The organism is Aquibium oceanicum (assembly GCF_001889605.1).
Lineage (GTDB): Bacteria > Pseudomonadota > Alphaproteobacteria > Rhizobiales > Rhizobiaceae > Aquibium > Aquibium oceanicum.
In genome coordinates this window covers 4,336,098-4,350,575 of sequence record NZ_CP018171.1, presented here as the reverse complement: position 1 = coordinate 4,350,575, position 14,478 = coordinate 4,336,098, and the positions used below count along the sequence as shown (strand labels likewise).

Here is a 14,478-nt window from a genome sequence, read left to right as displayed (position 1 = left end):
GTGGCGGATTCCTTCCCATAGACTGCCTTCCTGTAACGTTTCAGTTTTCAGGGAGGAAACTATGACATTCAGGTTGAGGACCGCTGCGCTTGCGGCAACCGTATCCCTCTTTTCCGGGGCCGCGATGGCCGCCGAATGCGAGGTCACGCACTGGTGGACTTCGGGCGGCGAGGCCGCTGCGGTCGCCGAATTCGCCAAGGCGTTCGATGCCACCGGGAACAAGTGGGTGGACGGCGCCATCGCAGGTGGCGGCGGCACCGCGCGTCCGGTCATGATCAGCCGCATCACCGGCGGCGATCCGATGTGCGCGACGCAGTTCAATCACGGTCGCCAGACCGAGGAACTGATCGAAGCCGGCCTGTTCGTCGATCTGACCGAACTGGCGGAAAAGGAAAACTGGAGCGAAATCATCAATCCGCCCTCCGTGCTCGAAAGCTGCACCGTCGACGGCCGCGTCTATTGCGTGCCGGTCAACATCCACTCGCCGCAGTGGCTGTGGCTGTCGCATGCCGCCTACGAGAAGGTCGGGCTCGACGTTCCCACGAACTGGGACGAGTTCGTGGCGGCTGCGCCGAAGCTGCGCGAGGCGGGCATCCTGCCGCTTGCGCTGGGTCAGCAGCCCTGGCAGTCGAACCTCCTGTTCGGCGCGGTCCAGATCGGCGTCGGCGGCATCGATCTGTGGAAGAAGGTCAATCTCGAGAAGGACGTCGAGGCCGCGCGCGGCGAGCAGATGGCCAAGGTCTTCCAGGCCATGGGCGATGCCCGCAGCATGGCGGAAGGCTCGACCGGTCAGGACTGGAACGAAGCGACCAACATGGTCATCCAGGGTACGGCCGGCGGACAGATCATGGGCGACTGGGCTCAGGGCGAATTCCAGGTCGCCGAGCAGAAGGCCGGCGAGGACTACACCTGCCTGCCGGGCCTTGGCGTTCACGAATACCTGTCGACCGGTGGCGATGCGTTCTACTTCCCGAAGGTCGACGATCCGGAGGTGACGGAGGCGCAGAGGCAATTGGCCTCGCTCATGGTGTCCAAGGACGTCCAGGTCGCCTTCAACCTGAAGAAGGGCTCCCTGCCGATCCGCGGCGACGTCGACCTCGCCGCCGCCAACGACTGCATGAAGAAGGGCCTGGAAATCCTGGCCGGAGGCAATCTCCTGCCGTCCGGAGACCAGGTGTTCTCCGCCGACACGCAGACGCAGTTCAACGACCTGATGGTCGAGTTCATGAACAATACCGACATCACGCCGGAACAGGCGCAGGAGCGTTACGCGGACATCGTCGAAAGCGCCGACTGACCGTTCGCTAAGGCCGTCACGGCTGCCGGCCCGCTTCGCCCGGGCCGGCGGTCATCGCACCGATGCCGGGAGGGGAGACCGCAAATGGCGCAGACCAGGCGGCCACCGCAGTTGTTCAGAAACCTCAGTGCCAAGATTGCCGCCATTCCGATGATCGCCACGGCCCTCGTGGTGTTCACCGGGGGCACGATCTGGACCATCGTCTATTCATTCACCAATTCGAAACTGCTGCCCCGGCTGAACTTCGTCGGGCTCGATCAATACGAGCGGCTGTGGGCTAGCCGCAAGTGGCTGATCGCCCTCGAGAATCTGTTCATTTACGGAATTCTGTCGCTCATCCTGTCGCTGGTCATCGGCTTCGTCCTCGCGGCGCTGCTCGACCAGAAGATCCGTTTCGAAAACACGTTCCGCTCGATATTCCTGTATCCGTTCGCGCTGTCCTTCATCGTCACGGGTCTGGTGTGGCAGTGGATCCTCGATCCCAATTTCGGCATCCAGGGGGTGGTCCGCGATCTGGGATGGGAGAGCTTCACCTTCGATCCGCTCTACAGTCAGGACATCGTCATCTACGGCATCCTGATCGCCGGCCTGTGGCAGGGTACGGGCCTGATCATGTGCCTGATGCTGGCCGGACTGCGCGGCATCGACGAGGACATCTGGAAGGCGGCGCGGGTCGACGGCATTCCGATCTGGAAGACCTACCTCTTCATCGTCATCCCGATGATGCGCCCGGTCTTCATCACCACGCTGGTCCTGATCGCGTCGGGCATCGTGCGGGTCTACGACCTCGTTGTCGCACAGACAAGCGGCGGCCCCGGCATCGCCTCCGAAGTGCCGGCCAAGTACGTCTACGACGCGATGTTCCTGTCGCAGAATCTCGGCCAGGGCTTCGCAGGCTCGACCATGATGCTGCTGTCGGTCCTCATCGTCCTCATCCCGTGGGCCTACCTCGAATTCGGGGGCAAGAAGCATGGCTAACGTCGGCGCGATCAATATGGCGGGGGCCAGTGCCGATGCCGCCTCGGCCGAACTCAGCGGCCCGCGCGGGGCGCGTCCTCGCCCCATGGTGTCGCGGCGCAACATCTTCATCTACGGCACGCTCTTCGTCGTGGCGCTGTACTACCTGTTGCCGCTCTACGTCATGGTCGTGACCTCGCTGAAGGGAATGCCCGAGATACGGCTCGGCAATATCTTCTCGCCACCCGTCGAGATCACCTTCGAGCCTTGGGTGAAGGCCTGGGCCACCGCCTGTACCGGCCTCAACTGCGAGGGGCTGTCGCGCGGGTTCTGGAACTCGGTGCGGATCCTGGTGCCGTCGGTCTTCCTGTCGATCGCCATCGCCTCGCTCAACGGCTACGCGCTCGCCAACTGGCGGTTCAAGGGCGCCAACGTGTTCTTCACCATCCTGATCTTCGGCGCCTTCATCCCCTACCAGGTGATGCTCTACCCGCTGGTCATCATCCTGCGCGAAATGGGGCTCTACGGTTCGCTCGCGGGTTTGGTTCTGGTCCACACCGTCTTCGGCATGCCCATCCTGACGCTCCTGTTCAGGAACTACTTCACCTCGGTGCCGGAGGAACTGTTCAAGGCGGCACGCGTCGACGGCGCCGGCTTCTGGGGCATCTATTTCAAGATCATGCTGCCGATGAGCCTGCCGATCTTCGTCGTCGCCATGATCATCCAGGTCACCGGCATCTGGAACGACTTCCTGTTCGGTGTCGTCTACGCCAAGCCCGACACCTATCCGATGACGGTCCAGCTCAACAACATCGTCAACTCCGTCCAGGGCGTGAAGGAATACAACGTCAACATGGCGGCGACGCTGCTGACGGGGCTGGTGCCGCTCGTCATCTATTTCGTGTCGGGCAAATTGTTCGTGCGCGGCATTGCTGCCGGTGCCGTGAAGGGGTGAGCGTATGCCGAGTGTGGAAGTCAAGGAACTGTCTCTGAACTTCGGGTCGGTCGAGGTCCTGCGCTCCCTCAACCTGGAGGTCGACCATGGCGAGTTCCTCGTCCTGCTCGGACCGTCGGGCTGCGGCAAGTCGACCCTTCTCAACTGCATCGCCGGCCTGCTCGATGTGTCCGACGGACAGGTCTTCATCAATGGCAAGAACGTCACCTGGGAACAGCCCAAGGACCGCGGCATCGGCATGGTGTTCCAGTCCTATGCGCTCTATCCGCAGATGACGGTCGAGGGAAACCTCGCCTTCGGCCTGAAGAACGCCCGGGTACCGAAGGACGAGATCCGCAAGCGGATCGCCCGCGCCGCGGAGATCCTGCAGATCGAGCCGTTGCTGAAACGCAAGCCGGCGGCACTTTCCGGGGGGCAGAGGCAGCGCGTCGCGATCGGCCGTGCGCTGGTGCGCGACGTGGACGTCTTCCTGTTCGACGAGCCGCTGTCGAACCTCGACGCCAAGCTGCGTTCGGAACTGCGTATCGAGATCAAGCGCCTTCACCAGAAGCTCGCCAACACGATGATCTACGTCACCCACGACCAGATCGAGGCGCTGACGCTCGCCGACCGGATCGCGGTGATGAAGGGCGGGATCATCCAGCAGTTCGACTCGCCCAAGACCATCTACAACCGCCCGGTCAATCGCTTCGTGGCGGAGTTCATCGGGTCGCCGGGCATGAACTTCATCGAAGGAACGCTCGAGACGCGGGACGGCGCTCCCTGGTTCGTCTCGGGCGATTTCCGTGCGCCGGTCTCCAACTACCCGTTCGACGGCAAGGGCTTCCGGGAAGGTCCGGCTTCCTTCGGCATCCGGCCGGAGCATGTGGGCGTGAACACCGGCGAAGGCTGGCCGTTTTCCGCGCAGGTCCAGGTCGAGGTGGTCGAGCCGATGGGCTCCGACACGCTGGTCTGGACGCGGCTCGGCGGCCAAAGCTTCACCATGCGCGTCATCTCCGAGCGGTCGCCCGAGACGGGCGCGACCGTGACGATCGGCTTCGACCCGCTCAACGCCTCTCTCTTCGACCGAGAGACGGGCGAGAGACTCTGACGTTTCACCATCATCGATACCGGGAAGAATTCATATGGACTGGTCTTTTCAGCTCTACAGCGCACGCAATTTCCAGCCATGGGACGGCGTTCTCAAGCTGCTTGCGGAGTGCGGATACCGCCAGGTCGAAGGCTTCGGCGGCGTCTATTCCGATCCGCCGGCGTTCCGCGCCGAAATGGACAGGAACGGCCTTTCCATGCCGACCGGACACTTCTCGATCGACGCGCTGGAAAGCGATTTCGACGGCGTGCGCCGCACCGCCGATGCGCTCGGCGTCACGACGCTGATCTGCCCCTTCCTCATGCCGGACCAGCGGCCCGCGGATGCCGCCGGCTGGCGCGGCTTCGGCGAGCGGCTGGCGCAGGCGGGTGAAAGGGCGGGCAAGGCGGGATACGGCTTTGCCTGGCACAACCACGATTTCGAGTTCAAGGCGCTGCCCGACGGCTCGCTGCCGCAGGACCTCGTCTTTTGCGCCGCGCCGGATCTCGGCTGGGAGATCGACGTCGCCTGGGTGGTGCGCGGCGGCGCCGATCCGTCGGCATGGATCGACCGCTACGGGTCCAGGATAAGCGCGGTCCACGTAAAGGACATCGCGAAGCCGGGGGAGGGGAAGGACGAGGACGGCTGGGCCGACGTCGGCCACGGCACGATCGACTGGGCGGCGCTCATGGCGCAGCTGCGCGCGAAGACCTCCGCTCGCTTCTTCGTCATGGAGCATGACAATCCCAACGACATCGGTCGCTTCGCCCGCCGTTCGATCGAAGCGGCCAGCACCTACCAGGAGTAAGACATCATGGCGAAGAAACTGGGCGTGGGGATCGTCGGCTGCGGAAACATCTCCGCCGCCTATTTGCGGCTCGGGCCGCTCTTCCGCGGTATCGAGATGCGCGCCTGCGCCGACATCGACATGGCGGCGGCCCGGGCGCGCGCGACGGAATTCGGCGTGCGGGCGTCGACGGTCGACGAACTCGTCGCGGCGGACGACGTCGACATCGTGGTCAACCTGACCATCCCGGCTGCGCACTACGAGGTTTCGCGCCGCGCACTGGAGGCGGGCAAGCACGTCTATTCGGAAAAGCCCTTCGTGCTTTCGGTCGCCGAGGGGCTCGACCTGAAGAAGATCGCGGCGAAGAAGAACCTGCGCATCGGTTCCGCGCCCGACACCTTCCTTGGCGGCGCGCACCAGTTGGCACGCCATGTGGTCGATTCCGGCGCCGTCGGTCGCATCACCAGCGGCACGTGCTTCGTGATGAGCCACGGCATGGAGCATTGGCACCCGAACCCGGACTTCTTCTTCAAGATCGGCGGTGGTCCGATCCTCGATATCGGGCCCTACTACATAGCTAACCTGATCCAGCTCATCGGCCCCGTGCGGCGCGTGGCGGCCCTGTCGTCCATCCCGGCCAAGGAACGCACCATCGCGTCCCAGCCCCGTGCCGGCGAGAAGATCCTGGTCGAGACGCCGACCACCATCCTGGCGCTGCTGCACTTCGAGAACGGTGCCGTGATCAGCCTCAACGCCAGCTGGGACGTGTGGGTGCACAATCATTCGCCGATCGAGCTGTACGGCGAGGAGGGCTCGCTCTTCGTGCCCGATCCGAACTTCTTCGGCGGCGAGGTGCGCTATACCACCAAGGAAAAGCCGGTGAAGAAGGCGCCCAAATGGGAGCATCCCTTCTCGGTGCACAATCAGGAGAGCCCGCGCGGGCCGCTCGCCAACTACCGGGCCTCGGGTCTGGCCGACATGGCGGTCGCGATCCGCGAGGGCAGGCCGCACCGCTGCTCCCTCGAAGCATCGCTGCACGCCATCGAGGTGATGACGTCGATCCTGAAATCGGGCGAAGCGGGCAAGTTCATCGAGATGAAGACGACCTGCGAGCGCCCGGAAGCCCTGCCGCCGAAGGAAGCCCGCGCGCTGCTGGCGGCCAAGCCCGAGAAGGCCGCGCGGGCGGCCTGAACATCCCGCGTCCCATCCTCCCGCGACTGCATCTCGCGCCCGGTCGGCCCAATCGCCGCACCGGGCGCGGTCTTGTTGGCGGGCTGCATCTGACCTGCTAGGTACGATGCGTTCTCAGCATTGAGCGGTCGCAGGCGTGAAGGGACTTCGCAAGGCATCGGGTGGCTGGACGGCGCATCTCGCGCTCGTGCTTTTGCTCGTCCAGCTTTTTGCGACGGGCTTCACCGCCGCCGGCCATGCCGCCGCGCCACAGGTCGACGCGTTCGGCAACGTGCTATGCCTTTCGGGCGCGCCGGGCGACCCGCAGACCGGCAGCCACGGCAGCCTGCCCGGTTGCTGCACCTTCGGCTGCAATCATGCTGCGTCGGAGCCGGTACTTTCCCAACAAGACACCGCAGCGCCCACGCCGCGGCCGTTGCCGCCGGTCGCGATCCTTCTTGCCGAAACCCGCCATCCGCTGCCCGGCCGTGCGACCCATCCCGGCAGTCCCCGCGCACCTCCGTCGGCCGTGTGATCGTCCGCTCCGGTAGAACCGGGGCGTTCCATTCCTGACCGATCACCCCGCGCGAGCGGGGATTACAGCCCGTTTCGGAGACACATCATGTCCGCTTTCATCCGCGCATCCGCGCTTTCCTTCCTGCGCCGTACCCATGCGGCCGGTTTCCTCGCGGCGACCTTCCTGTCGCTGTTCGCATTCGTTTCATTGGCCAGCGCGCACGAGTTCAAGGCCGGCGATCTCGTCATCCAGCATCCGTGGTCGCGCGCCGCACCGGCCGGTGCCAAGGTCGCCGGGGGCTATTTCGTGGTCCGCAACGATGGATCGGAGCCGGACCGGCTGCTCGCGGTTACCGCCGAGATCGCCGGACGGACCGAGATTCACGAGATGTCCGTAGACGACAAGGGGGTCATGACGATGCGCCCTCTCGGAGGCGCTCTCGAGATTCCCGCAGGTGGCGCCCTCGAACTGAAGCCGGGCTCGATCCACCTAATGTTCATGGACCTTCAATCTCTTCCTCAGGCGGATGAGCGTTTCGCGGGAACGCTGACCTTCGAGAAGGCCGGCGAGGTCGCGATCGAATTCAAGGTCGAAGCAATCGGCGCTGCAATGAAACACGGCGAGAACGGATCGAAGATGAAGATGGATTGATCCGCTGCGGCTGCTGATCGGTGGAGCGGCGCTCCCGGGGCCGCCGCCCCGCCTAGCCGCGTCCGCAGGATGCTCCATGTTGACATAAAGATATCCTTATGTGACTATCCGCTCATTCCGGAAACAGCATGAGAGTATCTGCCCCATGGCCTCCAGCCTCGACGCGCTCTTCGGCCCCGTCGCCCACAAGCTGGACGGATCGGAAATCCGCTCCGCACTGCTGGCAGCCGCGGCCGAACGCATACTCGTGCTCGACGGCGCCATGGGCACGGAGATCCAGGCGCTCGGTTTCGGCGAGGACCATTTCTGCGGCCAGCGCTTCGACGGATGCGCCTGCCACCAGCAGGGCAACAACGACCTCCTGATCCTCAGCCAGCCGGCCGCGATCGAGGAGATTCACTACCGCTACGCCATTGCCGGCGCCGACATCCTGGAGACCAACACCTTCTCCTCCACGCGCATCGCGCAAGCCGATTACGGCATGGAGGATATCGTCTACGATCTGAACCGCGACGGCGCGCGGCTGGCCAAGCGCGCGGCGATCCGGGCGCAGCAGGAAGACGGCAGGCGCCGCTTCGTCGCCGGTGCGCTCGGTCCCACCAACCGCACCGCCTCCATCTCGCCCGACGTGAACAACCCCGGCTACCGCGCGGTCAGCTTCGACGATCTGCGTCTCGCCTATGGCGAGCAGCTGCGCGGCCTGATCGACGGCGGCGCCGACCTCATCCTGATCGAGACCATCTTCGACACGCTCAATGCCAAGGCGGCGATCTTCGCCTGCGGCGAGGTGTTCGAGGAGAAGGGCGTCGACCTGCCGGTCATGATCTCCGGCACGATCACCGACCTTTCCGGCCGCACGCTGTCGGGCCAGACGCCGACCGCCTTCTGGAACTCCGTGCGCCATGCGCGTCCCGTTTCCATCGGTCTCAACTGTGCGCTCGGCGCCGCCGCCATGCGCCCGCATCTGGCCGAAATCTCCGGCGTTGCCGACACGCTGACCTGCGCCTATCCCAATGCCGGCCTGCCGAACGCCTTCGGCGAATACGACGAAAGCCCGGAATTCATGGCCGAGCAGATCGAGGGCTTTGCGCGCGAGGGGCTGGTCAACATCGTCGGCGGCTGCTGCGGCTCCACGCCGGACCACATCCGCGCCATCGCCGAGGCGGTTGCGAAGTATCCGCCGCGCGCCATTCCCGAGATCGCGCCGCTGATGCGGCTGTCGGGTCTCGAGCCCTTCACGCTCACGGACGACATTCCCTTCGTCAATGTCGGGGAGCGCACCAACGTCACCGGCTCGGCCAAGTTCCGCAAGCTGATCACCGCCGGCGACTACGCCACGGCACTCGACGTCGCACGCGACCAGGTCGAGAACGGCGCCCAGATCATCGACATCAACATGGACGAAGGGCTGATCGACTCGCAGAAGGCGATGGTCGAATTCCTGAACCTGATCGCCGCCGAGCCGGACATCGCCAAGGTGCCGGTGATGATCGACAGCTCCAAGTGGGAGATCATCGAGGCCGGGCTGAAATGCGTCCAGGGCAAGCCGGTCGTCAACTCGATTTCGATGAAGGAGGGCGAGGAGGCTTTCCTGAAGCAGGCGAAGCTCTGCCGCGCCTATGGTGCCGCGGTCGTCGTCATGGCCTTCGACGAGAAGGGCCAGGCCGACACGAAGGAGCGCAAGGTCGAGATCTCGAAGCGCGCCTACAAGCTGCTGACCGAAAAGGCCGGCATGGCGGCGGAAGACATCATCTTCGATCCCAACATCTTCGCGGTGGCGACGGGCATCGAGGAGCACGACGGCTACGGCCTCGCCTTCGTCGAGGCTGCGCGCGAGATCACGACCGCGCTGCCCGGCGTCCACGTTTCCGGCGGCGTGTCGAACCTCTCCTTCTCCTTCCGCGGCAACGAGCCGGTGCGCGAGGCCATGCACGCGGTCTTCCTCTACCATGCCATCCAGGCGGGCATGGACATGGGCATCGTCAATGCCGGCCAGCTCGCCGTCTACGAGACCATCGATCCGGAGCTGCGCGAGGCCTGCGAGGACGTGGTGCTGAACCGCGCGCCGAAGGCAGGCGGAACGGCGACGGAAAACCTGCTGGAACTCGCCGAACGCTACAAGGGCTCGGCCGGCAAGGAAGCGCGCGAAAAGGACCTGCGCTGGCGCGAGTGGCCGGTCGAAAAGCGGCTGGAACACGCGCTGGTCAACGGCATCACCGAATACATCGAGGCCGACACCGAGGAGGCGCGGCAGAACGCCGAGCGCCCGCTGCACGTCATCGAAGGTCCGCTGATGGCGGGCATGAACGTTGTCGGCGACCTGTTCGGCTCGGGCAAGATGTTCCTGCCGCAGGTGGTGAAGTCGGCCCGCGTCATGAAGCAGGCCGTCGCGGTACTGCTTCCCTACATGGAGGCGGAGAAGCTCGCCAATGGTGGCAGTGGCGAGCGCGAGAGCGCCGGCAAGGTGCTGATGGCGACCGTCAAGGGCGATGTCCACGACATCGGCAAGAACATCGTCGGGGTCGTGCTGGCCTGCAACAACTACGAGATCATCGACCTCGGCGTCATGGTGCCGTCGACCAAGATCCTGCAGACGGCGCGCGAGCAGAACGTCGACATCATCGGCCTTTCCGGCCTCATCACGCCCTCGCTCGACGAGATGGCGCATGTCGCGGCGGAGATGGAGCGCGAGGGTTTCGACATCCCGCTTCTCATCGGCGGCGCGACCACCAGCCGCGTCCACACTGCGGTGAAGATCCACCCGCGCTACGAGCGCGGCCAGGCGATCTACGTGACCGACGCCAGCCGCGCCGTGGGCGTGGTCTCCAGCCTGCTTTCGGCGGATGCGAAACCCGCCTATGTCGAGACCATTCAGGCCGAGTACCGCAAGGTGGCGGACGCCCATGCCCGCTCGGAGGCCGAAAAGCAGCGACTACCGCTTGCCAGGGCGCGCGCCAATGCGCACCGCATCGACTGGGCGGGCTACGAGCCGCCGAAGCCCTCCTTCCTCGGCACCCGCGTCTTCGAGGGCTGGGACCTGGAGGAGCTCTCGCGCTACATCGACTGGACGCCGTTCTTCCAGACCTGGGAGATGAAGGGCCGCTACCCGAAGATTCTCGAAGACGAGAAGCAGGGCGCTGCCGCGCGCCAGCTCTTCGAGGACGCGCAGGCGATGCTGGCCAAGATCATCGACGAGAAGTGGTTCGCCCCGAAGGCGGTCGTCGGCTTCTGGCCGGCCAACGCGGTCGGAGACGACGTGCGCCTGTTCACCGACGACGGACGCTCCGCCGAACTGGCGACGCTCTTCACGCTGCGCCAGCAGCTGACGAAGCGCGATGGCAAGGCCAACATGGCACTGGCCGATTTCGTCGCGCCGGAGGCGAGCGGCAAGCCCGACTATGTCGGCGGTTTCGTGGTGACAGCGGGCATCGAGGAGATCGCGATCGCCGAGCGCTTCGAGCGGGCCAACGACGACTACTCCTCGATCATGGTCAAGGCGCTGGCCGACCGCTTCGCCGAGGCTTTCGCCGAGCGCATGCACGAGGTGGTGCGCAAGGAGCTCTGGGGCTACGCGCCCGACGAGACGCTCGCGCCGGACCAACTGGTCGGCGAGCCCTACCGCGGCATCCGCCCCGCCCCCGGTTATCCCGCGCAACCGGACCACACCGAGAAGGAAACCCTCTTCCGTCTGCTGGATGCGGAACGGGAGATCGGCGTGAAGCTCACCGAAAGCTATGCCATGTGGCCGGGCTCCTCCGTTTCGGGCCTCTACCTCGCGCACCCCGAAAGCTACTATTTCGGCGTCGCCAAGGTGGAGCGCGACCAGGTCGCGGACTATGCGCGCCGCAAGGGCATGGCCGTGGAAGAGGTCGAGCGCTGGCTCGGACCGATCCTCAACTACGTGCCAACCACCTTCGCGGAGGCCGCGGAGTAAACTCCGTCAGTTCGGATAGGGGATCGGCACTCCGGGAGGTGCCGCGGGGCCTTGCGGAACGGCGATCGGGCCGCTGGGCCTCGGGCGAGGCTTTTTCTTCGCGGCAGGCGGCTTGGTCGTGGGCGTACTCACCGGCTGTTTCTCCGGTGCCGCGAAGGCCGGCTGCCAGATCGAAGCGAAGCAGGCCGCAGCGATGAACATGATCATCCGTTGCATTCCCCGATCCTAGACCTATTCCGTCTGGAAACGAAATCTTTCGTCGCGATCACCTGGGACGGTCTACCTGGACGGATCGGGCGCGGCACTATGGACAGACGCCTGACGCCTGACTACGGATCGCCGAGCCAGTCCAGTCCGGAGTCCGCATGAAGATCTTCGCCTATAAACCCGGTCATGACGGCCATGTCGCCATGTTGGAGGACGGCAGGCTCGCGTTCTCGATCGAGGCGGAAAAGGATTCCGGCCCGCGTTACGCGCCGATCACCCCCGAGCTCCTGCTGCATGGCCTCGGGCTTTGCGGCGGCGTTCCGGATGTCCTCGGCGTCTCCGGCTGGATGGGTTCGTTCCGCCCGATGGGCGACCCGATCGGCGCCGGCTATTTCGGGCACGACGAGGGAAACATTTTCGACCGGCCGCACCGCTTCATGGGTCGCGACATCCGCTACTTCTCTTCCTCGCACGAGCGGTCGCACATCGTCGGCACCTACGCCATGTCGCCGTTCCCCCAGGGGCAGGCCTGCTACGCGCTCGTCTGGGAAGGCGTCCTCGGCAGCTTTTACCGCATCGACGAAAATCTGCAGGTGACGAAGCTCGGCACGCCGATGAGCGGGCCGGGCCACAAATACGGTTTCCTCTACGGCCTCGCCGACCCGACCTACCCGATCGATGCGCGCAAGAGCCGCCGCGAGGATGCCGGCAAACTGATGGCAATCGCTGGCTACGGGCAGCCCTCGGCCGAGACGCCGGAGGAGCGCGCGCTGATCGAGAGGCTGATCTCCTGGGACGCCGTCGCCGCGCCGCTGCGCAAGGCGGATTTCACCGATACCCCGTTCTGCGACATCGGCCTGGAAACTGCGGAATTCCGCAACCTCGCCCGCCGTTTCCAGGACGCGATCTTCGAGCGCTTCCTCGATTTCGCGAAGGCCGGGATGTCCGACGGCCTGCCGCTGCTGGTCTCCGGCGGCTGCGGGCTGAACTGCGACTGGAACAGCGAGTGGAAGGGCACGGGCCTGTTCGCCGATATCTTCGTCCAGCCCTGCACCAACGATTCCGGCTCCGCGATCGGCACCGCGGCCGATGCGCAGTATCGCCTCACCGGCGATGCCAAGATCGAATGGAGCGCCTATGCCGGCGAGGACTTCGTCCACGACGAGGCGGACCTTTCCGGCTTCCAGGCCGTGCCGATGCGGGAGGCCGAGATCGCCAAGGCGCTGGCGGACGGCGCCGTCCTCGCCTGGGTCCAGGGCCGCTACGAGATCGGTCCGCGCGCGCTCGGCAACCGTTCCCTGATCGCTGCCCCCTTCACCAGCGAGATGCACACGCGCCTCAACGCCATCAAGAAGCGAGAGGGGTTCCGGCCGATCGCGCCGATCCTGCTCGAGGATGAGATGGACCGGCTGTTCGAGAACCACGGCCCGAGCCCGCACATGCTCTATTTCCAGCGCGTGAAGACCGATGCCATCAAGGCCGTCACCCATGTCGACGGTTCCGCGCGTGCGCAGACCGTGACGCGCGAGCAGAACCCGCAGATCCACGCGCTTCTCACCGAATTCAAGCGCGCCACGGGCTACGGCGTTTTGTGCAACACCTCGCTCAATTTCTCCGGCAAGGGCTTCATCAACCGCATGAGCGACCTGGTAGGTTACGTGCGGGAGACGGGACTCGACGGCTTCGTGGTCGGCGAGACCTTCTACCGCCGCGCCTGATCGGTCCCACGTTTGCAACCAGGTCTTTCATCCGGTTGCAGAAAATCCGTAAAACCCGCTAAAGTCGCTGCCGTCGAGGGCAGAAGCAGATCGCGCCGAGGCCAGCCGGCGCAACCGGGGAAGATGGGCTTCCCCGGCTGCGGCAACAGCCTTGCTCTCGAACGGAGGTGACGATCATGCGGCAAAAACCGTTGAGCGTCAGCTTCGAGATCAGGTGGACCCGGACTGGCTGGCAAGTCATCGTCCGAGTCCGCCTTTTCTCGTAGGCGAACGGAGGGCGGGCGAAAGCTCGCTCTCCACCTCCGAATATAGTCGATCCGCATCTTGGCGGCAATGAGTGCTGCAACCGCCGCGGGTTCACGGGTCTTGGGTACGACCGCGGACCAGAAGCACGTTCTCCGCGGTCGCCGCCTGTCGGCGATAGCCCTTCGCCGCCAGTTCGCCGAGACAGTCGCGTTCCCACAGGTGCGACAGCACGGTCTCGATGAGGATCGCCCGCGGCCAGAGCGTTGCCGGCGCCTGGTCGAACAGCGGCAGCAGCGCGCGGTCCTCGAAGCCTTCGACGTCGATCTTGAGAAGATCGATCCTCTCGATCCCGAGGTCCCCCAGCACCAGGCTCAGAGGCGCGACCTGCACCGTTTCCGTGCTGCGAACGGTGCCCGCCCCCTCTTTCAGCAGCGAGGCGTGGCCGATGTTGCCGCCGCCGTCGCTGAACAGCTGCATCGAACCGGCTTCGCCGGCGATGGCGAGGTTCTTCGCCACGACGTTTTCAGCGGCGTTCGCCGCGAGGTTGAAGGCGAGTTTGGCGAAGGTGCGCGGGTGCGGTTCGAATGCGACGACCCTGGTGTTCGGAGCGGCCGTCCGCGCCACCCAGAGCGAATAGGTGCCGACGTTGGCCCCGATATCCACGAACAACTTGCCGGGACCGACGAAAGGCCGGATGAGCCCATGTTCGTCCGCCTCCGGGAGCCTGCCAAGTCCGAGGAGAACCCGGTCGTCACGGTTTTCCGCCGGATAGAGGCGCATGTCGATGCCCTCGACGGTCGCGTCGAACGGTCCGGGCCGGCGCTTGGCGAGAGCCTTTCGCAGACGCTTGCGCCAGCGCGCCGGCAAGGCCGACGTGACGGTGAGCCGCCACAGTGCCCTGACGAGCCATCCCGCTCGCCGCAGGCCGAATTGCGTGGTCGTGTCGAGCGGAGCCAGCGGGCGCGCCATC

General features: G+C 65.3%; 11 protein-coding genes. 10 read left to right on the top strand and 1 reads right to left on the bottom strand.

Going from position 1 to position 14,478, the window contains the following annotated elements; genetic code table 11:
• The first annotated feature begins 61 nt into the window (after window positions 1-61).
• The 10 genes from BSQ44_RS21200 to BSQ44_RS21150 all read left to right on the top strand — a co-directional run bounded on the left by BSQ44_RS21200 (window position 62) and on the right by BSQ44_RS21150 (window position 13,262).
• The gene (locus BSQ44_RS21200) at window positions 62-1,297 is read left to right on the top strand and encodes an ABC transporter substrate-binding protein (RefSeq protein ID WP_072607077.1); all 1,236 of its coding nucleotides are present in this window, start codon (window positions 62-64) and stop codon (window positions 1,295-1,297) included.
• A gap of 84 nt (window positions 1,298-1,381) precedes the next feature.
• On the top strand, window positions 1,382-2,275 hold the full coding sequence (locus tag BSQ44_RS21195; protein WP_072607076.1) for a carbohydrate ABC transporter permease: 894 nt from the start codon (window positions 1,382-1,384) through the stop codon (window positions 2,273-2,275).
• Window positions 2,268-3,209 carry a carbohydrate ABC transporter permease gene (locus BSQ44_RS21190; protein ID WP_072607075.1) on the top strand — a complete coding sequence of 314 codons (942 nt, stop codon included), beginning with the start codon at window positions 2,268-2,270 and terminating at the stop codon, window positions 3,207-3,209. Before BSQ44_RS21195 ends, BSQ44_RS21190 begins: the two co-directional genes overlap by 8 nt.
• Window positions 3,210-3,213: 4 nt before the next feature.
• Entirely contained in the window at window positions 3,214-4,299 is a 1,086-nt protein-coding gene (locus tag BSQ44_RS21185) for an ABC transporter ATP-binding protein (RefSeq protein WP_072607074.1), read from the top strand.
• Window positions 4,300-4,333: 34 nt separating this feature from the next.
• Window positions 4,334-5,086, top strand: a complete 753-nt coding sequence (locus BSQ44_RS21180) for a sugar phosphate isomerase/epimerase family protein (RefSeq protein WP_072607073.1) — start codon at window positions 4,334-4,336, stop codon at window positions 5,084-5,086.
• Between the two features lie 6 nt (window positions 5,087-5,092).
• Window positions 5,093-6,256, top strand: coding sequence for a Gfo/Idh/MocA family protein (locus tag BSQ44_RS21175; protein ID WP_072607072.1), 1,164 nt, complete (start codon window positions 5,093-5,095; stop codon window positions 6,254-6,256).
• Window positions 6,257-6,392: 136 nt separating this feature from the next.
• On the top strand, window positions 6,393-6,770 hold the full coding sequence (locus BSQ44_RS21170) for a hypothetical protein (RefSeq protein ID WP_072607071.1): 378 nt from the start codon (window positions 6,393-6,395) through the stop codon (window positions 6,768-6,770).
• An 87-nt stretch (window positions 6,771-6,857) separates the two neighbouring features.
• The gene (locus tag BSQ44_RS21165) at window positions 6,858-7,403 is read left to right on the top strand and encodes a copper chaperone PCu(A)C (RefSeq protein ID WP_072607070.1); all 546 of its coding nucleotides are present in this window, start codon (window positions 6,858-6,860) and stop codon (window positions 7,401-7,403) included.
• Between the two features lie 145 nt (window positions 7,404-7,548).
• Entirely contained in the window at window positions 7,549-11,337 is a 3,789-nt protein-coding gene (gene metH, locus BSQ44_RS21160; protein ID WP_072607069.1) for a methionine synthase, read from the top strand.
• A 365-nt stretch (window positions 11,338-11,702) separates the two neighbouring features.
• A complete protein-coding gene (locus tag BSQ44_RS21150) occupies window positions 11,703-13,262 on the top strand; it encodes a carbamoyltransferase C-terminal domain-containing protein (RefSeq protein WP_072607067.1) in 1,560 nt (519 codons plus the stop codon).
• A gap of 357 nt (window positions 13,263-13,619) precedes the next feature.
• Here BSQ44_RS21150 and BSQ44_RS21145 read toward each other — a convergent pair whose 3' ends face one another.
• Window positions 13,620-14,477, bottom strand: a complete 858-nt coding sequence (locus tag BSQ44_RS21145) for an FkbM family methyltransferase (RefSeq protein WP_072607066.1) — start codon at window positions 14,475-14,477, stop codon at window positions 13,620-13,622.
• Window position 14,478: the final 1 nt, after the last annotated feature.